The 19809-nt window shown below is 64.6% G+C and carries 15 protein-coding genes; 9 read left to right on the forward strand and 6 right to left on the reverse strand.

Going from position 1 to position 19809, the window contains the following annotated elements; genetic code table 11:
- Positions 1–17: 17 nt before the first annotated feature.
- Both DMX12_RS02845 and DMX12_RS02850 read right to left on the reverse strand, forming a co-directional pair.
- On the reverse strand, positions 18–947 hold the full coding sequence (locus tag DMX12_RS02845; RefSeq protein WP_054904872.1) for an electron transfer flavoprotein subunit alpha/FixB family protein: 930 nt from the start codon (positions 945–947) through the stop codon (positions 18–20).
- Entirely contained in the window at positions 948–1697 is a 750-nt protein-coding gene (locus tag DMX12_RS02850) for an electron transfer flavoprotein subunit beta/FixA family protein (protein WP_110676141.1), read from the reverse strand.
- 532 nt (positions 1698–2229) lie between these two features.
- Here DMX12_RS02850 and DMX12_RS02855 point away from each other — a divergent pair.
- Positions 2230–3912, forward strand: coding sequence for an electron transfer flavoprotein-ubiquinone oxidoreductase (locus tag DMX12_RS02855; protein WP_080709229.1), 1683 nt, complete (start codon positions 2230–2232; stop codon positions 3910–3912).
- 57 nt (positions 3913–3969) lie between these two features.
- Here the strand turns inward: DMX12_RS02855 and DMX12_RS02860 are convergent, their stop codons facing one another.
- From DMX12_RS02860 to DMX12_RS02870, 3 genes are all read right to left on the reverse strand, one after another.
- Complete coding sequence (locus DMX12_RS02860) at positions 3970–5295, reverse strand: MFS transporter (protein WP_110676143.1); 1326 nt, start codon at positions 5293–5295, stop codon at positions 3970–3972.
- 72 nt (positions 5296–5367) lie between these two features.
- Complete coding sequence (locus DMX12_RS02865) at positions 5368–5847, reverse strand: histidine kinase (protein ID WP_110676145.1); 480 nt, start codon at positions 5845–5847, stop codon at positions 5368–5370.
- A gap of 167 nt (positions 5848–6014) precedes the next feature.
- Entirely contained in the window at positions 6015–6491 is a 477-nt protein-coding gene (locus DMX12_RS02870) for a sigma-70 family RNA polymerase sigma factor (RefSeq protein ID WP_110676147.1), read from the reverse strand.
- Positions 6492–6719: 228 nt separating this feature from the next.
- Between DMX12_RS02870 and DMX12_RS02875 the strand changes: the two genes are divergently transcribed.
- From DMX12_RS02875 to DMX12_RS02885, 3 genes are read left to right on the forward strand one after another with little or no spacing between them, the layout of a single operon-like run.
- Complete coding sequence (locus tag DMX12_RS02875; RefSeq protein ID WP_110676149.1) at positions 6720–7898, forward strand: efflux RND transporter periplasmic adaptor subunit; 1179 nt, start codon at positions 6720–6722, stop codon at positions 7896–7898.
- Positions 7899–9863 carry a MacB family efflux pump subunit gene (locus DMX12_RS02880; protein WP_110676151.1) on the forward strand — a complete coding sequence of 655 codons (1965 nt, stop codon included), beginning with the start codon at positions 7899–7901 and terminating at the stop codon, positions 9861–9863.
- Between the two features lie 3 nt (positions 9864–9866).
- Entirely contained in the window at positions 9867–11270 is a 1404-nt protein-coding gene (locus DMX12_RS02885; protein ID WP_110676153.1) for an efflux transporter outer membrane subunit, read from the forward strand.
- 23 nt (positions 11271–11293) lie between these two features.
- On the opposite strand, the gene DMX12_RS02890 is transcribed toward DMX12_RS02885, so the two are convergent.
- Positions 11294–12922 carry a twin-arginine translocation signal domain-containing protein gene (locus DMX12_RS02890; protein WP_110676155.1) on the reverse strand — a complete coding sequence of 543 codons (1629 nt, stop codon included), beginning with the start codon at positions 12920–12922 and terminating at the stop codon, positions 11294–11296.
- 220 nt (positions 12923–13142) lie between these two features.
- On the opposite strand from DMX12_RS02890, the gene pvdM reads away from it, so the two are divergent.
- The 5 genes from pvdM to DMX12_RS02915 all read left to right on the forward strand — a co-directional run bounded on the left by pvdM (position 13143) and on the right by DMX12_RS02915 (position 19768).
- Positions 13143–14489, forward strand: coding sequence for a pyoverdine-tailoring dipeptidase-like protein PvdM (gene pvdM, locus DMX12_RS02895; RefSeq protein WP_054904864.1), 1347 nt, complete (start codon positions 13143–13145; stop codon positions 14487–14489).
- A gap of 15 nt (positions 14490–14504) precedes the next feature.
- Positions 14505–15776, forward strand: coding sequence for an aminotransferase class V-fold PLP-dependent enzyme (locus DMX12_RS02900; protein WP_054904863.1), 1272 nt, complete (start codon positions 14505–14507; stop codon positions 15774–15776).
- 14 nt (positions 15777–15790) lie between these two features.
- Positions 15791–16651 (forward strand): formylglycine-generating enzyme family protein, encoded by an 861-nt coding sequence (locus tag DMX12_RS02905; RefSeq protein WP_110676157.1) that lies wholly within the window; start codon positions 15791–15793, stop codon positions 16649–16651.
- Positions 16652–16767: 116 nt separating this feature from the next.
- A complete protein-coding gene (locus tag DMX12_RS02910; RefSeq protein WP_054913100.1) occupies positions 16768–18102 on the forward strand; it encodes a lysine N(6)-hydroxylase/L-ornithine N(5)-oxygenase family protein in 1335 nt (444 codons plus the stop codon).
- 16 nt (positions 18103–18118) lie between these two features.
- Positions 18119–19768: a cyclic peptide export ABC transporter gene (locus DMX12_RS02915; protein WP_110676159.1), complete on the forward strand. Its 1650-nt coding sequence runs from the start codon at positions 18119–18121 to the stop codon at positions 19766–19768.
- Positions 19769–19809: the final 41 nt, after the last annotated feature.

The following is a 19809-nucleotide window of genomic DNA, read 5'->3' on the forward strand; positions in this document are numbered from 1 at the left end:
TATGTGAAGCAGGCGGATCAGACCAGCTTTTCCAGCTCTGGCACCGCTTCGAACAGGTCCGCGACCAGCCCGTAGTCAGCCACCTGGAAGATCGGCGCTTCTTCGTCCTTGTTGATCGCAACGATCACCTTGGAGTCCTTCATGCCGGCCAGGTGCTGGATCGCACCGGAAATGCCCACGGCGATGTACAGCTGCGGCGCGACGATCTTGCCGGTCTGGCCGACCTGCATGTCGTTGGGCACGAAGCCGGCGTCGACGGCGGCGCGCGAGGCACCCACAGCAGCACCGAGCTTGTCGGCCAGGCTGTACAGGTGGCTGAAGTTGTCACCGTTACCCATGCCACGGCCGCCGGAAACGACGATTTTGGCGGCGGTCAACTCTGGGCGGTCGGACTTGGCCAACTCTTCGCCAACGAACGCCGAGATACCGGCATCGTGCGCGGCACCGACCGCCTCGATGGCAGCCGAACCGCCTTCGGCGGCCACGGCGTCAAAGCCGGTGGTACGCACGGTGATCACCTTGATGGCCGCGCTCGATTGCACGGTGGCAATGGCGTTACCGGCGTAGATCGGGCGCTTGAAGGTGTCGGCGGACTCGACCGAGATGATCTCGGAGATCTGGTCGACGTCCAGCAGCGCAGCAACCCGCGGCAGGACGTTCTTGCCATTGGTGGTGGCCGGGGCCAGCACGTGGCTGTAACCCTTGGCCAGCTCGACGATCAGCGGCGCCACGTTCTCAGGCAGCACGTGGGCATAAGCTGCGTTATCGGCAACCAGGACCTTGGCCACGCCAGCGATCTTGGCAGCGGATTCGGCAACGCCACCAATGTTCTGGCCAGCGACCAGTACATGCACATCGCCACCGATCTTGGCAGCAGCGGCAACGGTGTTCAGGGTGGCCGGGGCTACGGCACCGTTTTCGTATTCAGCGACAACCAGGATAGTCATTTAGATTACCTTCGCTTCGTTCTTCAGCTTCTCGACCAGTTCGGCCACCGACTTGACCTTGATACCCGCGCTGCGGGCAGCCGGGGCTTCAACTTTCACGGTTTTGTTGGTGGAGGCGAGGGAAACGCCCAGCGCGTCTGGCGCAAGGATTTCCAGCGGCTTTTTCTTGGCCTTCATGATGTTCGGCAGCGACGCGTAGCGTGGCTCGTTCAGGCGCAGGTCGGTGGTGACGATCGCAGGCAGGTTCAGGGCAACCGTCTGCAGGCCACCGTCGATTTCACGGGTGACATTCAGCTTGTCGCCAGCCACTTCCACCTTGGAGGCGAAGGTGCCCTGGGCGTAGCCGGTCAGCGCAGCCAGCATCTGGCCGGTCTGGTTGTTGTCGCTGTCGATGGCTTGTTTGCCGAGGATGATCAGCTGTGGCTGCTCCTTGTCGACAACGGCCTTGAGCGCCTTGGCCACGGCCAGGGAGTTCAGTTCATCAGCGGCTTCGACCAGGATGGCGCGGTCGGCGCCAAGGGCCAGGGCGGTGCGCAGTTGTTCCTGGGCAGTGGTCGGGCCGACCGAAACGACCACGATCTCGCTGGCAACGCCCTTCTCTTTCAGGCGTACGGCTTCTTCCACGGCGATTTCGCAGAAGGGGTTCATGGACATCTTGACGTTAGCGAGGTCGACGCCGGAGTTGTCCGCTTTGACGCGAACCTTGACGTTGTAGTCGACCACTCGTTTGACAGCTACAAGAACCTTCATGGATTCCTCGTTACTCTCCGGTGAATAGATAGTCGCCTGGGGCAAAGCCCTGCGATGCGCGTGGGTACAAGGGCACCTCTAAAAACGTACCGGGAAGCGGCATCTTCACAGTGACCGAACAGTCTTGTTCGGACCATTGCGACAAATACTCACGGGTCATTTCCTGTCGTGGCGTGTAAACTCCACTACAAACCGGCCTAAGCCCGCAAAACCCTGCTCCACACCTGGTCTTTAGAGGTGTACCTGCGCCCGGCTGCAAGCCTACGGCGAACGTAAAACCGCTCGTATCTTGACCGTAACACCCAATCCGGTCAATACGGCAAATCGGTCACCCTCCAGCCGCACTCCTGTGATTTTACTGGCCTGCGGCAAATTCAAACAAACGTTTGTATTGGACCCGCCAAGTGGTGTAGATATAATGCGCGGCCAAGACAAAACGGTGTAGTCCGTCAGTTGCGCAGCTACAGTTTCGCTCCCGTGACGAGCCACTGCGCGCATGCACCCATAAGACCCAGCAACAGCACGAGCCTTGATGAGTAGGAGAGAACCTGTGGAACGCGAATACATGGAATTCGACGTGGTCATCGTCGGCGCCGGCCCGGCGGGCCTGTCCGCCGCCTGCCGCCTGAAGCAGAAGGCCGCCGAAACCGGTAGCGAAATCAGCGTCTGCGTGGTGGAAAAAGGCTCCGAAGTCGGTGCTCACATCCTCTCCGGGGCGGTGTTCGAGCCCCGCGCGCTGAATGAGTTGTTCCCCGACTGGAAGGCACTGGGCGCGCCACTGAACACCGAAGTGAAGCGCGACGATATCTACGTGCTCAAAGACGCCGGCAGCTCGACCAAAGTGCCCGACCTGTTCGTGCCCAAAACCATGCACAACCAAGGCAACTACATCATTTCGCTGGGCAACCTGTGCCGCTGGCTGGCCCAGCAGGCCGAGAACCTGGGCGTGGAAATCTACCCCGGCTTCGCCGCCCAGGAAGCCTTGTTCGATGAAAACGGCGTGGTCCGCGGCATTGTCACCGGCGACCTGGGTGTCGACCGCGAAGGCAAGCCAAAGGACGGCCTGTATACCCCCGGCATGGAACTGCGCGCCAAGTACACCCTGTTCGCCGAAGGCTGCCGTGGCCATATCGGCAAGCAGCTGATCAAGCGCTTCAACCTCGACAGCGAAGCCGACGTGCAGCACTACGGCATCGGCCTGAAGGAAATCTGGGAAATCGACCCAGCCAAGCACGAGCAAGGCCTGGTGGTGCATACCGCTGGCTGGCCGCTGGATGTGATGGCCAAGGACAACACCGGTGGCTCGTTCCTTTACCACCTGGAAAACAACCAGGTGGTAGTCGGCCTGATCGTCGACCTGTCCTATGCCAACCCGTACCTGTCGCCCTTCGACGAATTCCAGCGCCTGAAGCACCATCCGGTGATGAGCCAATACCTCGAAGGTGGCAAGCGTATCAGTTACGGCGCCCGCGCCATCTGCAAGGGCGGCCTGAATTCGCTGCCGAAGATGGTCTTCAACGGCGGCGCGCTGATCGGGTGCGACCTCGGCACCCTGAACTTCTCGAAGATCAAGGGCAGCCATACCGCGATGAAGTCCGGCATGCTGGCCGCCGAAGCAGTGGCTGACGCCCTGGCTGCCGGGCGTGAAGGTGGCGACCTGCTCGACGGCTACGTCAGCGCGTTCAAGGCCAGCTGGCTGTACGAAGAGCTGTTCGCCAGCCGCAACTTCGGCCCGGCACTGCACAAGTTCGGCCCGCTGCTGGGGGGGGCTTTCAACTATGTCGACCAGAACTGGTTTGGCGGCAAGCTGCCGTTTACCCTGCACGACACCAAGCCGGACTACGCCTGCCTGAAGCTGGCGGCCGACTCGCAGAAAATCGACTACCCGAAACCGGACGGCAAGCTCAGCTTCGACAAGCTCAGCTCGGTATTCCTCTCCAGCACCAACCATGAAGAGGAACAACCCTGCCACCTGAAGCTGACCGACCCGAGCATCCCGATCGCCAGCAACCTGCCGCTGTACGACGAGCCCGCCCAGCGTTACTGCCCGGCCGGCGTGTACGAAGTGGTCACCCAGGAAGACGGCAACAAGCGCTTCCAGATCAACGCGCAGAACTGCGTGCACTGCAAGACCTGCGACATCAAGGACCCGGCCCAGAACATCACCTGGGTCACCCCTGAAGGCGCTGGCGGGCCGAACTACCCGAACATGTAAGCCCGCCCTTGCAGCAAGAAAAAGCCCCCTGGCCTCGCGGCCCGGGGGCTTTTTCGTTCATTTGTCGACGCACATGATCGGCATGGGCTCCGCCGCGAACGCGGAAGGTTCGCGGCGGCCAAAGCAGCGGGCAGTCAGCAGCCCCACCGCGCCCATGACCAGACAGAAGCCAACGCACACCCATGGGCTCCACGGCATCAAGGCTATCAACGCCAGGGGCGTAGTGCTGGCCCACAAGGCGTAGGCCACGTTGTAGGTGAAGGAAATACCCGATACCCGGATCTGTGCCGGAAACAGCCCGACCATGACCGACGGCACCACACCCACCACCCCACAGCAGAGCCCGGCCAACGCGTAAGCCAGCCACGTCATGCCCCACTGCCCCACCAGGCTCGCATACAACGCAGCGATGCCCAGCGGCAGCAGCGCGCTGTAGATCATCAACGCCCGCCAGGCGCCCAGGCGGTCGACCAGCAGGCCGGCAAGCACACAACCGATGTTGAGAAAGACGATGCCTACGCTGCTCAGCGCGAACGTGTGCGCGGCGGACATGCCGAAGCGCTGCTGCATGACCGTCGGCGTAATCACCACCAGCACCACCACCGCCGAGGTCAGCACGCAGGTCAGCAGCGCAGCCGGAATCAACGCCCCACGATGCGCGCCCAGCACCTGGCGCAACGGGAATTTCACCGGCTGCTCCTTGCGCTCGCGCAGGGCCAGAAATACCGGCGTTTCACTCAGCCAACGGCGCAACCACACCCCGATCACGCCAAACACGCCCCCGAGCAAGAACGGGTAACGCCAGGCGTAGTCGAGAATTTCCTCGGCGCTGAAAGCCTGAGCCAACAGCGTCGCGGTCAGTGCTCCCAGCAAATAGCCAAAGGTCAACCCGGCCTGCAGGAAACCCAGGGCATACCCCCGCCGCCCCGGCGGTGCGTGTTCGGCAACGAATGTCCAGGCACTGGGTACCTCGCCGCCGACCGCAGCCCCCTGCAATATGCGCAACGCCAGCAAGATCAGCGGCGCGGCGTAACCAATCTCGGCATAGGTCGGCATTACCCCGATCAGCAGGCACGGCAGCGCCATCATCAAAATGCTCAGGCTGAACACCCGCTTGCGGCCCAGGTGGTCGGCGAAGTGAGCCATGACGATGCCGCCCAGCGGCCGCGCCAGGTAACCGGTGACGAAAATCCCGAAGCTTTGCAGCAGGCGCAACCACTCCGGCATTTCCGGCGGGAAGAACAGCTGGCTCAGGGTCAGCGCGAAGAACACGAAAATGATGAAATCGTAGATTTCCAGCGCGCCGCCCAGCGCCGCCAGGCCCAGGGTCCGGTGGTCGCCGCGGCTGAACCGGGGCGGGCGAGCGGTATCGATGGCAGTCATGGCAGGGTCCGCAGATCGGCAAAGGGCAAGAGCATAACAAATGCCTGCCCGGTTGCCCTGCGCTATGCGCCGTCAGCGGTTGAACACCGTGTGCGCAAAATTGGCCCGCAGCCGTGGCCTGGCTCTGTTGCCGGCCAGGGTATCCGGCAGCGGCAACTGGCCGACCAGCACCGGGGTGTCGATGATCGCCATGAATGTTTCCAGTGCCTCGATATCGGGGGCCTGGGGCAGGCTCAAGCTTACCGCCTGGCGCTCGGCCGCGGGCACTGCGGGCACTTTCAACTGGCTGGAGTGGTAAAGCAGCGCGTGCTGGATCTGCGTGCTGACGCGACAGAACCGCGCCAGGTCGACCCCAGCGTGGCTGGCCAGCTCGATATTGCCCAGCAACAGGTTGAAGGGCTGCAAGGCGCACTGCACCAGGCGCTGCAGCTCTTCAAAGCTCTCCACCGGGGCAATCCGGTAATAGCCCAGGCCGTTGAGCAACCGCTCCAACTGCAGGCGCTGGCACGGGTGGGCGTCGGCGATGAGGATGCGCAGGGTCTTGTTTGCCATGGTCGGACCTGGGCAGTAGGTAATGGGGGCGTTCCACGACCATACTGCGCCGCTAACGGCTATTGCCAGGGCCCTGCCTGGCAGTGGTCTTCTTTGAGAGAAGTCGGGAAAACCGCATAAATCAAGTGACTGACTGACAGAATTTGCATTTTCCTTGAGCCCGGCAATCAGCACTCCCACTCGCGCATGCGCACCCGGCAATGCTTCATGGCGTTGACGATGTGCTTTTCCACCAGGCTGCGCGAGATGCCCAGGTGCTCGGCGATTTGCTGATGAGACAAGCCTTCGAGCTTGCGCAGCAGGAAGCACTCGCGGCAGACCTTGCTCAACTCATCCAGCGCACGTTGCATCAGCGCCAGGCGCTGGTCGTGCTGCATGTCGTGCGCCGGTGCCGGGGTATGCCAGCGCTCGTCGCTGTCGAGCACCTCCAGCGGCTCCGCCTGGCGCACCCGGCGGCGGCGGTGGCGGTCGACCACCAGGTTGAGCGCGGTACGATAAAGGAAGGCACGCGGGTGCTCGATGCGCTCGGCGTGGGTGCGTTCCAGCACCCGCAGATAAGCATCGTGCGCCACGTCCTCGGCGGCCTGACGATTGCCCAGGCGCGCGGAAAGGAAACCCACCAGTTCGCGATAGTAATGTTCCACGACGTTACCTGAGACCGCCCTGCCAGTTTTTGCCGGAACCCCTCCAGACACCAACGCGGGACCGAGTGATATCAAGTTGCGATCTTACAAATTATAATTATTCTCAGCAACAAAGGATCCTGCCCGAGACAAAGGCTAAATCCGCCCGGCTGACCTTCGTCTATCTGGGACCTCAGTGCGCGCCGCAATCGGGCTGCGCGTGGCCATCACTCCTGGCTGGAAGCCTGCATGACACGTTCAACCAACACCCGCCGTCGCGCCCTGCTCGTAGGCCTGGGCCTGCTGGGCCTGGGCAGCCTGGTGGCCTGGAAAGCCCTGCCCTTCGGGGCTCAGCCAGTCAGCACGGTCGCGGTCACCCGTGCCGATATCGAAAGCAGCGTCACAGCACTGGGTACCCTGCAACCACGGCGTTATGTGGATGTTGGCGCACAGGCGTCCGGGCAGATCCACAAGCTGCACGTCGAGGTCGGCGACACTGTGCGCAAAGGCCAGTTGCTGGTCGAGATCGACCCCTCCACCCAGCAGGCCCGGCTGGATGCCGGGCGCTATTCGATCGACAACCTCAAGGCTCAGCTGGCAGAGCAGCGCGCGCAGTACCAACTGGCCCAGCAACAGTTCAAGCGCCAGCGCGACCTGGCCGCCGCCGGCGCCACCCGTGACGAAGACGTGCAAACGGCTGACGCCCAGCTGAAGGTCACCCAGGCCCGCATCGACATGTTTCAGGCGCAAATCCGCCAGGCCCAGGCCAACCTGCGCAGCGATGAAGCCGAGCTGGGCTACACCCGAATCTACGCACCGATGAACGGCACGGTGGTGGCAGTCGATGCCCGCGAAGGGCAAACCCTCAATGCCCAGCAACAAACCCCGTTGATCCTGCGCATAGCCAAGCTCTCGCCAATGACCGTGTGGGCGCAGGTGTCCGAAGCCGACATCGGCAAGGTCAAGCCCGGCATGACCGCCTACTTCACCACCCTGGCCGGCGGCAAGCGCCGCTGGACCAGCACCGTGCGGCAGATCCTGCCGATCCCGCCCAAGCCGCTGGACCAGGCCAGCCAGGGCGGTGGCAGCCCCGCCAGTGCCATCGCCGGCACCACCGGCGCCCAAGTGGTGCAATACACCGTGCTGCTCGATGTGGAAAACCCCGATGGCGCCCTGATGGCCGAGATGACCACCCAGGTGTTCTTCGTCGCCGGCCAGGCCAGCCAAGTGCTCACGGCGCCACTGGCAGCCCTGGATGGTGCCGGCGACGAAGGCGTGCGCCTGGCCCAGGTGGTCACCCGCGACGGCAAGATCGAACAGCGCAGGGTGCGCACCGGCCTGAGCGATCGCTTGCGCGTGCAGATACTCGACGGCCTTGCCGAAGGCGAGCAACTGGTCATCGGCGCCCCAGCCGCCAGCGGAGGTTGAATGACAGCGCCCTTGATCGAACTCACTGACATCCGCAAGCACTACGGCGGCATCGACTCGCCGAAGGTGGAAGTGCTACGCGGCATCAGCCTGAGCATCCACCCCGGCGAGTTCGTCGCCATCGTCGGTGCCTCCGGCTCGGGCAAGTCGACCCTGATGAACATACTTGGCTGCCTCGATCGCCCTACCACCGGCAGCTTCCGCTTCGCCGGCAAGGATGTTGCCGAGCTGGACAGTGACGAACTGGCCTGGCTGCGGCGCGAAGCCTTCGGCTTCGTATTCCAGGGCTACCACCTGATCCCCTCCGGCTCGGCCCAGGAAAACGTCGAGATGCCGGCCATTTACGCCGGTACCCCGGCCGCCGAGCGCCATGCCCGCGCTTCGGCCCTGCTCGAACGCCTCGGCCTGGCCAGCCGCACGGGCAACCGCCCGCACCAGTTGTCTGGCGGCCAGCAGCAGCGGGTGTCGATCGCCCGCGCCTTGATGAACGGCGGCCACATCATCCTCGCCGACGAACCCACCGGCGCCCTGGACAGCCACAGCGGCGCCGAAGTCATGGCCCTGCTAGACGAACTGGCCAGCCAGGGCCATGTGATCATCCTCATCACCCACGACCGTGAAGTGGCGGCCCGGGCGCGACGGGTGATCGAAATTCGCGACGGTCTGGTGATCAGCGACTCGGCGGCCGACCGGCCCCTCGACGCGGCGCACCCAGGCCTGCAGGCCGACGACCTGCGCCAGCGCCTGGACCGCGGCGCCACCTTGCGCGGGGCCTGGAAGGGCGAGTTGCTCGAGGCCCTGCAAGCGGCCTGGCGGGTCATGTGGATCAACCGCTTCCGCACCGCCCTGACCCTGCTCGGCATCGTCATCGGCGTGGCCTCGGTGGTAGTGATGCTGGCTGTCGGCGAAGGCAGCAAGCGCCAGGTCATGGCCCAGATGGCTGCGTTCGGCTCGAACATCCTCTACCTCAGTGGCCGCCACGCCACGCTGCGCGAACCGGCCGGCATCGTCACGCTGGACGATGTCGCCGCCATCGCCCAGTTACCCCAGGTCCAGCGCATCATGCCGGTGATCGGCGACCAGTTGACCGTGCGCCACGGCAACAACAACCAGCAGTTCTATGTCGGCGGCAATAACACCCAGTTTTCCAAGATCCTCAACTGGCCAGTGGTCGAAGGCAACTTCTTCACCGAAGCTGACGAACGGGCTGCCGCCGCCGTGGCGGTGATCGGCCAGAAGGTCCGGGACAAGCTCATGGAGCCTGGCAGCGATCCGCTGGGCCAGTACCTGCTGATCGGCAACGTGCCCTTCCAGGTGGTCGGACTGCTCGCCGGCAAAGGTGCCAGCTCCGGCGACCAGGACAGCGACGAGCGTATCGTGGTGCCCTACTCCGCCGCGTCCGTACGCCTGTTCGGCAAGCAAGACCCGGAATACGTGATCATCGCCGCAGCCGATTCGAGCCGGGTGAGCGAAACCGAGCGGGCAATCGCCCACCTGATGCGCCAGCGCCACCAGGACAAGCAGGACTTCGAACTGACCAACGACGCCGCGCTGATCCAGGCCGAGGCGCGCACGCAGAACAGCCTGTCGCTGATGCTCGGTGCCATCGCCGCCATTTCCCTGCTGGTCGGCGGTATCGGCGTGATGAACATCATGCTCATGACCGTGCGCGAACGTACCCGCGAGATTGGAATCCGCATGGCCACCGGCGCCCGCCAGCGCGATATCCTGCGTCAGTTCCTCAGCGAGGCGGTGATGCTGTCGATGGTCGGCGGGGTGACGGGTATCGTGCTGGCACTGTGCATCGGTGGCGGCCTGATGCTCGCCGACATCGCCGTGGCATTCGCCCTGCCCGCCATTCTCGGCGCCTTCACCTGCGCCGTCATCACCGGCGTGGTGTTCGGTTTCATGCCGGCCCGCAAGGCTGCGCGCCTTGATCCGGTCAAAGCCCTTACCAGCGTATAGCCCATGACATTGCCAAGCCGCATCAGCCTGTTGACCCTCAGCCTGGCCCTGGCCGCCTGCAGCACACCGCCCGCCCCCGAGGCCGGCATTACCGAGCCGCCAACCTGGCAATCCCGAGCCGACGCCTCCAGCCAGGCCCTGCCGGATGCTCACTGGTGGCAAGCCTTCTCCAGCGGCGAACTGGACCGCCTGGTCGAACGCGCCCGGCACAACAGCCACGACCTGGCCGCCGCCGCGGCTCGGGTGCGCCAGGCCCAGGCGCTGGCTGTGATCGCCGGCGCTGCGCGGCTGCCGGAGCTGACGCTCGGAGTGGACGGCAGCCGCCAGCGCCTGTTGCGCGGCGACGGCAACGACCAACTCGACGCCAGCAGCAGCGAGCGCACCAGCACCTCATTCGGCACGCGCTTGAGCGCCAGCTACGAGGTTGATTTCTGGGGCGGCATCCGCGCCGCCCGCGACAGCGCCCTGCATGGCCTGGACGCCAGCCGCTTCGATCGCCAGACGGTGGAGCTGACGCTGACCAGCGCCGTCGCCGATAGCTACCTGCAGGGCCTGGCGCTGCAGGAACAGCTGCGCATCGCCCGGCTGAACCTCAAAAACGCCCGGGACGTGCTGGGCCTGGTCGAGGCACGCCAGCGTTCTGGCTCGACCACGCGACTGGAGCTGGCGCAGCAACGCAGCCTGGTGGCGGCCCAGGAGCGCCAGGTACCCCTGCTGGAGCAGCAATGGCAGAACAACCGGATAACCCTTGCCACCTTGCTCGGTGATCCGGTGCAGGCATTACCGAACACCAACGAATCGATCGCTACCCTGCGCTGGCCGGCGATCGGCAGCGGGGTGCCCAGCGACCTGCTCGGCCGACGCCCCGACATTGCCGCCGCCGAGGCCCGGCTGGCCGCCGCCAGCGCCAACGTACAAGTGGCCAGGGCCGCCATGCTGCCCAAGCTGACCCTGGGAGCAGACCTGGGTAGCGGGGCACGGACCTTCGCCGATATCCTCGACAGCCCCTTCTATACCCTCACTGCCGGCATTGCCACACCCATCTTCAACAACGGCCGCCTGCGCGCCAAGCGCGAACTGGCCAGTGCCGAACAGGAAGAGCTGCTGCACGATTACCGCGCCGCAATCCTGGCAGGTTTCGCCGACGTGGAAAAAGCGCTCAATGCGATCCATGGCGTAGACCGCCAGCGGCAATGGCAGGACCAGGAGGTACAGGAAGCACGCACCGCCTTCGCCCTGGCACAGCAGCGCTACAGCGCCGGCGCCGAAACGCTGCTGACGGTGCTGGAAACCCAGCGCACGCTGTATGTTGCCCAGGACCAGCAGGCGCAACTGCACCTGGCTCGGCTGCAGGGCAGCGTGGCGTTGTACAAGGCTCTGGGAGGTGGCTGGCAGGTCGAGCGCTGATGCATTCCCTGTGGGGCGCGGTGTCAGCGCTTCGCCAGTTTCAGGTTGCGTGCGTACCAGGGCCGCTGCGGCACCTTCGGCCGCAAGCTGGCAAACAGGTCGTCATCGGCGAAGATGATACGCAGCGCCAGCTTCATGGTCTCTGGGTCCATCTCCACACTGCGCCCCGGCCGCAGCCCCGGCACAGTCGAACAGCCATGGGTATCGGGCCCCAGCCATGGGTCGGATACCTCTACCCAGCGCCCAGGCGCGAACCACGGCACACCGTTGACCTCGGCGCGCCGCACCTGGCCGGGATGCACACGCTCGTGGGCGCGGAACCAGTCTTCTATGCGGTCATCGATCCAGCCATGGAAGTGCCAGAACACCGGGTTTACATGGGATGAAAACGGGTCGCCAAGGAAGTCGTTTTCCGCCTCGAACCAGCGTGCGGCAAAGTCCTCCGGCTGGCGCGCGAACGGCACCGGCAAGCCGCTGGACGGGTCGCGCGGCACCGAGGCCCAGCGCATGTGCAACCAATCGTGCAGGCCCAGTTCCATCTCCGAACCGAACTGCGCAAGGGTGAGCGTACTCAGGTAATGCGGGTCGGTGTACCTCGACTCCCAGACCTGGAAGTTACCGTGGAAAGTATCCGGCGTCTTGATATCGCGCACCCACTGGGTATACGCCGCATCGTCCGCAGCCAGCCAGGTGGGTGGCAAGGCCGTACCGTCATGGTTGTCGAAATAGTTGGCAAAGCCGACCCGGTCGCGTTCGAGCTCTGGCTGCGGCAGCGGGAACCGCGCCCACGACGGCAGGTCCTGAATGACCCGGGCAGCACGCAGCATGTGCCGGTGCATGAAGAAAAAGTCCTCGCCCGAGCCATTGCGATCCTTGTGCCGGCCACGGGCGTCACGCTCACGGTCGCGCGGCCCGGGCTGCCAGCCCAAGCCGCGCAGGGCCGCCTGCTTGTCCTTGTCGAGGTTGTGCCACTTGTCACGCGAGGCATGCCACAATTGGTGGAACAGGCGGTGCTCCGGCGCAATCAGCCAGGCCAGCAAGGCCGGGGACAGAGGCGTGCGCTCGCGAGCCTCGGGGAAACTGCGCTTGAGCGCAACAAAAGTGTTGTCCTGCACGGGTAGGGTCAACGAACGCCCCAGCGCAGCGATGCGCCCGTTCAGGGTGGCCTGCCCGGCATTGCCGAACTCACCCCAGACTTCGTCGAGTACCACCGTGCATTGGTAGTCAGCCTGCCCTTCCCCCGGCGCGGTAGAAAACAGCCGCCAACGCAAGGTCCTGTTCGCATCGGTCAGCAGGTCACCGACTACCCGATAACGCGGCGCCTCGGCACCCCGCAGGCGCTCGGGCGTGTCCAGGTAACCACGCAGGCCGCGGCCACTTGGGGCGACATCGAGAAACATTTCCAGTTCACCCTCAGGCAGGCCGGGCAGCCCGGCATCTTTCCCTTGCAGTGTAAAACGCCAGATCCCGCGCAAGGTGTCGCCCAATTGCTGCAGCGCCGCATCGGCCAGTTCCACCACCGCCTCACCGGGGGTTTCCGGAAACTGCTCGTCGAACCGCTGGCGCTGCACATGCTGCGCATACATCGCGCCGGGCACCGCCACGCCTGCCAATGCCACACCGGCGATGAACCCGCGTCGAGAAATCGTCATTGCAACTACCTGAGCATTCATTGCGGCCGTGGAGCACGGCCCGTCCAAGGCTAAAACGTTGCATCTTCGGCGAAATTTAATGCCAGGCCTGGCTTGGCCTGGTTCGAAGCCGGCGATAAATTTGCCCGGCGGTCGCTCGTTCACCTGATACCCAAGCCCTGCCCAAGCAGCACGTTGTGCGTCGGCAGGCCGCCCCGATCAACCGTGCAACGAGATGGCAATGACCAAGACCCGTTCCCGCAAGGCCCTTTACATTGGCCTACCCCTGGCCCTGGTGGCCGCCCTGGGGGGTGTCGCCGGCTATTTCTTCTGGCAACAGCAGCACGCCGGCTATCCGCTGAAAATCGTGCAACAGGCCAACGACCTGCACGAGCACATGCTGTCGTTCGACAGCCATGTCACCGTGCCCCTCGAACTGGGCAGCGCCGGCCAGGAAATCGACAAGGACGGCCCGGGCCAGTTCGACCTGGTCAAGGCCAACCGGGGCCGCCTGTCCGGTGCGGCGCTGACCATCTTCGGCTGGCCGGAAATCTGGAACGGCCCAAACGCCCCGCACCGCCCTACCCCCGGTTTCGTCGATGCCGCCCGGCAGGAACAGGAAGCCCGCTACAAGATCATCAGCGGGATGGTCCGTGACTTCCCCAACCAGGTCGGCATCGCCTACACCCCCGACGACTTCCGCCGGCTCAATGGCGAAGGCAAGTTCGCCATCTTCATCAGCATGCTCAACGCCTACCCACTGGGCCACGACCTGTCGCAGCTGGACTTGTGGGCTGCGCGCGGCGTGCGCATGTTCGGCTTCAGCTACACGGGCAACAACGACTGGGCCGACTCGTCGCGCCCACTGCCGTTCTTCAACGACACCGCCGACGCCCTCGGTGGCCTGTCGCCGCTGGGTGAGCAGGCGGTCAAGCGCCTCAACGATCTGGGCGTGATCATCGACGTATCGCAGATGTCCACCCTGGCGCTTGAAGATGTCGCCCGCCTTAGCCGCGCGCCCATGGTGGCCTCGCACTCCGCGCCCCGGGCGCTGGTAGACATCCCGCGCAACCTCTCCGACAAGGAGATGCAGTTGATCAAGGACAGCGGCGGTGTCATCCAGGTGGTCGGCTTCGGCCAATACCTCAAGCCCCTGAGCAAGCCGGTGATTGAAAAACTCGACGCCCTGCGCGCGCGCTTCGACCTGCAACCCCTGCAGGGCCTGGCCAACGCGCTGATGCCGGGCGATGCGGTGATCGCCATCTGGCCCGAAGCGCGTTTCGGCGAATACGCCAGCGCGCTGTACAGCACGCTGGAAGAAGAACCCAAGGCTACCCTCGCGCAGTACGTCGACGCCATCGACTATACGGTGAAGAAAGTCGGCATCGACCATGTCGGCATCAGCTCTGACTTCAACGATGGCGGCGGCCTGGACGGCTGGAATGACGTCAGCGAAATCCGCAACGTCACCGCCGAACTGCTGACCCGAGGCTACAGCGAAACGGACATCGCGAAGCTCTGGGCAGGCAACTTCCTGCGCGTCTGGGAACAGGTGCAGAAAGCTGCCCGCCCCGTCGCCAATCGCTGAACAAGGCCGACACCCATGAGTAACCGCCGCACTTTCCTCAAACAGGCCGGGCTGCTGGCCGCAAGCCTGCCACTGTTACCCCAGGCCCTGGCCCAGCCCGCCAAGCCGTTGGCCGGCCCCGACAAGTGGCGCAACCTGCGCGAGCTGTTTCCACTCGACCCGCAGATTGCGCATTTCGCCAACTTCCTGGTCACCGCCCATCCGCGCCCGGTACAGGAAGCCATCGACCGCCACCGCGCCGACCTGGATCGCAACCCAGCTGCGCTGATGGATTGGGAAAGCCAGTACGAATGGCAGCGCGAAGATGAAGTACGCGAGTGGGCCGCGCGCTACCTGGAGGTCGGCCCGCGCCAGATCGCCCTGACCGGCAGCACCACCGAAGGCCTGGCGATGATCTATGGCGGCCTCAAAGTCGGCGCCGGGCAGGAGGTGCTGATTACCGAGCACGAACACTATTGCGCGCAGAAGGCGCTGGAGTTCCGCAACCAGCGCCAGGGCACCGCGGTGCGCCAGATCCGACTGTTCGACGACCCATGGACGGTCTCCACCGACCAAGTACTGAGCACCCTCGACAAGGCCATCAAGCCCAACACCCGGGTGCTGGGCATGACCTGGGTGCACTCTGGCAGCGGCGTCAAGCTGCCGGTGGGCGAGATCGGTGAACTGGTGCGCCGGCACAACCGCGAGCGCAGCGAAGCCGAGCGCATCCTGTACGTGGTCGACGGCGTGCATGGCTTCGGCGTGGAGAACGCCCGCTTCGCCGACTTCAACTGCGACTACTTCATCGCCGGTACGCACAAGTGGATGTTCGGCCCGCGCGGCACCGGGATCATCTGCGCTGCCTCCACCGGCATGCAGCACCTGGTGCCCAGCGTCGCCACCTTCTCCCGCGATGAGGACTTCGCCACCATCATGACCCCGGGCGGCTACCACGCCTTCGAGCACCGCTGGGCCACAAGCGAGGCCTTCAAGCTGCACCTGCAACTGGGCAAGGCCGAGGTGCAGCAGCGCATACACCAGCTCAACAGCCTGCTCAAACAGCGCCTGCTCGAGCACCGCCAGATCCAGCTGGTGACCCCGCGCAGCGAACAGTTCTCCGCCGGTTTCACCTTCTTGCGCATCAAGGATCGTGACGCCGACGCCGTGGCCGCGCACCTCACCACCAACAAGGTGATGTGCGACGCCGTAGACCGCGACGTCGGCCCGGTGATCCGCCTGGCCCCAAGCCTGCTCAACGACGAGCAGCAGATAGACCGGGTCATGTCCCTCATTACCCAGCAACTTTGAACAAGGCATCTTCCATGAGCGCACCCCTGCACCGCCTCACCCTGGCCGCCGTGCTGGCCGCCTGCAGCCTGCCGGCCCTGGCCGCGCAGCCGTCGGACAAGCCCGGCACAGTGTTCCGCGACTGCGACAAGGCCTGCCCGGAAATGGTCGTGCTGCCCGCCGGTACCTTTACCATGGGCACCCCGCCCGACGAGATGGGCCGCCAGGACGACGAAGGTCCGCAGCACCCGGTCACCTTCGCCAAGCCGTTCGCCATCAGCCGCTTCCAGATCACTGCCGCTGAATGGGCCGCCTACCAGAAGGCCACCGGCATCGTCATCGCCGACGGCGACGATCGCCCCGGGCGGCGCTGCACCAATAGCAAGCCCAGCTACCAGCAAGGCCCTCGCCAGCCGGCGGTGTGCATGAGCTACCAAGACATCGAGCACTATGTGGCCTGGCTGTCGAAGAAAACCGGCAAGCACTACGCCATGGTCAGCGAAGCCCAGCGCGAATACGCCGCACGCGGCGGCAGTACCGGCATGTTCCCGTTCGAGCCGGATGCCAATCTCGAGATCAGCAAGAACGCCAACGTCTACGGCCCCAAGGACGGCTTCAGCTACAGCTCACCGGTGGGCAGTTTCCCGGCCAATGCCTTCGGTGTGTACGACATGCATGGCAACGTCTACGAGTGGGTCGCCGACTGTTACCACGACAGCTATGTCGGCGCGCCGGCCGACGGCAGCGCCTGGAAGGAAGCCGGCTGCCGGCAGATCTCGATCCGCGGCAACGACTGGGGCGAGGCACCGATCTTCTCGCGCTCGGGCAACCGCAACACCACCGTGCGCGACGACCGTGGCGACTGGATCGGATTCCGCGTGGCCCGCGAGCTGTAAAGCGCCAGGCGGCGGTAAATTCTCCGCCAGCAGGCTCGTTCCTATCGGTGTACTTGCGCAGGACACGGGGCGCCCTTCAGCGGCGCCCCCACTCGACCATCCAAGGAACCGCAACCATGAGCCAGACCTCTTCCCCCGAAAAAATCCACGACCTGATCGGCGTCGGCTTCGGCCCTTCCAACCTGGCCCTGGCCATCGCCCTGGAAGAGCTCGCCGAGACCAACGGCCATGCTCTCGACGCCCTGTTCATCGACAAGCAGACCGACTACCGCTGGCACGGCAACACCCTGGCCACCCAGAGTGAGTTGCAGATCTCCTTCCTCAAGGACCTGGTTTCGCTGCGTAACCCTACCAGCCCCTACAGCTTCGTGAACTACCTGCACCAGAAGCAGCGCCTGGCCGATTTCATCAACCTGGGCACCTTTTACCCCTGCCGCCTGGAGTACAACGACTACCTGCGCTGGGCCGCCGAGCACTTTGCCACCCAGGCGGTGTACGGCGAGGAAGTGTTGCGCATCGAACCTGAGCTGCGCGAGGGCAAGGTCGACCACCTGCGCATCGTCTCCCGCGACCTGCAGGGCCGTGAAACCCAACGCCGTGCCCGCTCGGTGGTGGTCGGCAGCGGCGGCACGCCGAAGATCCCCGACGCCTTCCGCGCCTTCAGGAACGACCCGCGGGTATTCCACCACTCCCAGTACCTGAGCGCACTGCAGCAGCTGCCTTGCAACGAAGGCAAGCCGATGCGCATCGCCGTGGTCGGCTCCGGGCAGAGCGCCGCCGAGGCCTTCATCGATCTCAATGACAGCTATCCATCGGTCAAGGTCGACATGATCCTGCGCGCCTCGGCCCTCAAGCCGGCCGACGACAGCCCGTTCGTCAACGAGATCTTCGCCCCCGAGTACACCGACCTGGTGTTCAACCAGCCCCACGCCGAGCGCGAGAAGCTGGTCAGCGAATACCACAACACCAACTACTCGGTAGTCGACGTTGACCTGCTCGAGCGCATCTACGGCATCCTTTACCGCCAGAAGGTCGCGCACCTGCACCGCCACGCCGTGCTGTGCCGCCGCACCATCGAAGATGTGGTGGAAACCGCCGCAGGCATCGAGCTGACCTTGCGCGACCTGGCCACCGATGTGCGCCAGACCCACCGCTACGACGCGGTGATCCTCGCCACCGGCTACGAACGCCGCTCGCACCGCGAATTGCTGGCACCCCTGCAGCAGCACCTGAAGGACTTCGAGGTAGACCGCGACTACCGCGCGCTGGCCCACTCCGAGTTCGGCGCCAACGTCTACCTGCAAGGGTTCTGCGAAGCCTCCCACGGCCTCAGCGACACGCTGCTGTCGGTATTGCCGGCACGTGCGGCGGAGATCGGCCAGTCGCTCTACCAGCATCTGGGCAAGCAGGCCAGCAACGCGCCAGCCAGCCTGCGCCAGACCTGCGCCTGAGGACGGGAACCAGCCGATGAGCACTTCCAACCGCGGGGCCCTGCGTGAATTGCTGGCCCTGCTCAAGCCATTCTGGCCGATCGTCACACTGTCCATCTTCCTCGGCATGATCGGGGGCCTGAGCGTGACCACGCTGTTGGCCACCATCAACGGCGCGCTGCACGCCGAGGGCGACCTGGGGCACAGCCTGATCCTGGGCTTTGCCGGGTTGTGCCTGCTGGCACTGGTGAGCACGATCCTGTCGGATATCGGTACCAACTACGTTGGCCAGCACATCATCGCCCGCCTGCGCAAGACCCTGGGGGAGAAGGTGCTCGCCGCGCCGATCGAGCAGATCGAGCGCTTTCGCAGCCACCGTCTGATTCCGGTACTGACCCATGATGTCGACACCATCAGCGACTTCGCCTTCGCCTTCGCGCCGCTGGCGATTTCGCTGACGGTGACCTTGGGCTGCCTGGGCTACCTGGCCATGCTGTCGTGGCCGATGTTCCTGCTGATGCTGGCGGCCATCGCCGTGGGCACGAGCGCCCAGTACCTCGCGCAATCGGTAGGCGTGCGTGGCTTCATGGCCGCCCGCGACGCCGAGGACGACCTGCAACGCCAGTACAACGCCGTGGCCGGCGGCGCCAAGGAACTGCGCATCCACCGCCCACGTCGCCACCGCATGTTCGTGCATGGCATCCAGGCCACCGCGGATTTCATCTGCAAGACCCAGATCCGCGCAATCAACACCTTCGTGATCGCCAAGACCTTCGGCTCCATGCTGTTCTTCGTGGTCATTGGCATCGCACTGCTGATGCACGGTGCCGGCCCAGGGCAGGACAAAGCGGTCATCAGTGGCTTCGTCCTGGTGCTGCTGTACATGAAAGGCCCGCTGGAGCACCTGATCGGTACGCTGCCCATCGTCGGCCGCGCCGGCATCGCCTTCCAGCGCATCGCCGAGCTTTCCCGGCAGTTTTCCTCACCCGAGCCGCACCTGCTGCTGACCGACGCACCGGCTGCCAAGGCCAAGGTGCGCAGCCTGGAACTGGTCGAGGTGAGCTACGCCTTCCCTGCGGTGGGCGATGCCGCGCCCTTCCGGCTGGGGCCGGTCAACCTGCGGATCGAACAGGGCGAAATCGTCTTCATTGTCGGCGAGAACGGCTGTGGCAAGACCACGCTGATCAAGCTGTTGCTGGGACTCTACGCACCACAACAGGGGCATATCGCGCTGGATGACAAGATCATCGATGCCAGCGACAGGGACCAGTATCGCCAGCTGTTCACCACGATCTTCGCCGACTACTACCTGTTCGACGATGTGATCCAGGGTGAACAGAGCATTCCCGAAGATGCCAACCAGTATCTGGAACGCCTGGAAATCTCACACAAGGTGAGCATCCAGGACGGCAAGTTCACCACCACCGACCTGTCCACCGGGCAACGCAAGCGCCTGGCGCTGATCAATGCCTGGCTGGAGCATCGCCCGGTGCTGGTGTTCGACGAGTGGGCGGCCGACCAAGACCCGACCTTCCGCCGGATCTTCTACACCGAGCTGCTGCCCGACCTCAAGCGCCTGGGCAAGACCATCATCGTGATCTCCCACGATGATCGCTACTTCGATATCGCCGACCAGCTGGTACGCATGGAGGCCGGTCGCGTGGTCACCCAGCACGTCGCGGCCTGACCCTTGCGACGCACGTGGCGCACGGCCTGGCCAGTCCGGAG

Source organism: Pseudomonas sp. MB-090624 (assembly GCF_003205245.1).
In the GTDB taxonomy this organism is placed as follows: domain Bacteria; phylum Pseudomonadota; class Gammaproteobacteria; order Pseudomonadales; family Pseudomonadaceae; genus Aquipseudomonas; species Aquipseudomonas juntendi.